This is a genomic window from Marinibactrum halimedae (genome assembly GCF_021234875.1).
GTDB lineage: Bacteria > Pseudomonadota > Gammaproteobacteria > Pseudomonadales > Cellvibrionaceae > Marinibactrum > Marinibactrum halimedae.
Genome location: NZ_JAJQVM010000104.1, coordinates 1 through 1,095 on the forward strand (window position 1 = coordinate 1; position 1,095 = coordinate 1,095).

The following is a 1,095-nucleotide window of genomic DNA, read 5'->3' on the forward strand; positions in this document are numbered from 1 at the left end:
AATGGTTTACCACATGCAAACGCTTTAAAGATTACTCTCGCCGAATTTATTTCCTATAAATAGAAGACACCGGGCTCGTTCAACAACCAAATAAGTGTCGGCTAACGACACTTATTCTTATTTGTTAGCATTGTTTAATTGATTAAATTTATATAGTGGGGCTCTTCTCTATCTCCCCATGAATCACAATTTCCCCTACCAAATACCGAAACTGTTTTTCCTTGAGCCTGTGCGGATAGGAGTAACGAATACATAGCTCGGCCAGATTCTTTTTCTAATGACATAGCCCATGCCTTACCTCCACCAACCGTACTACAAGGTGGCGTATTATCTCTTTGCCCCTCAATATAAAACATAAAAACACCATGACCATTGCCTCCATCCGTATGGGCAATAATTTCAGTGACTTGACCTGATGCAGTTCCTGCTATTGATGAGTTACTAATAAGTAATATTGCTATCGATACTAAAAATCTCATGACTTCTCCATGGTTGAATGCTAACGCTTGAATATGGGGCTGCAACGCAGGCGCAGTCCCCATGATTTATTTGTTATGGCCGGCGGCTACATGTACTTGCTACAAGCACTTTGGCGTAACGCAAGTGAAGCCTACTGCCATTTAAGTACCGTTAAGAATACCTAAGTTAACGTTGCCTTGCACCCTCTTATTGGCAAACCATAACGCGAAGACGAATGCCGAATCAAGTGGTTGAGCTAGAAAGATAAAAGCCTGACAACACGCAACGCTAACAAAAAAGAAAGACTTAAAAGCGAGCGAAGGCACCAGGAACAAACTTGTTGAGTTGCAAGCTTAAAGATTATTTAGCAGAAAGATACTAAAACAGAAAATTACTGCTTTTGGCTACCGCAAAACTCAATTAATTAAAAACCAAGAACCGCCCCATAACGCACGCATTTGCGGCTGGTTTGGAGCGCAGCGGAAAACCAGTCCGACAACATACGCTTGTTGAACGAAGCCGCTACGCGGCAAATTTCCACTTTGTCCCATTTTGAACGAATCTCATAAAGCTCATCTGTGAGCCTGTCTACAGGAGATTCACCATGAACAAAACCCAAACCCAGCATTTCCAACG

At 42.2% G+C, this 1,095-nt stretch carries 2 protein-coding genes; both read right to left on the reverse strand.

The features are described from left to right. Positions 1 to 134 precede the first annotated feature (134 nt). Positions 135 to 479: a hypothetical protein gene (locus tag LU351_RS20480; protein ID WP_232595942.1), complete on the reverse strand. Its 345-nt coding sequence runs from the start codon at positions 477 to 479 to the stop codon at positions 135 to 137. A gap of 404 nt (positions 480 to 883) precedes the next feature. Further along, positions 884 to 1,095 (reverse strand): hypothetical protein (locus tag LU351_RS20485; RefSeq protein WP_232595943.1); only part of this gene is annotated, 212 nt, incomplete at its 5' end.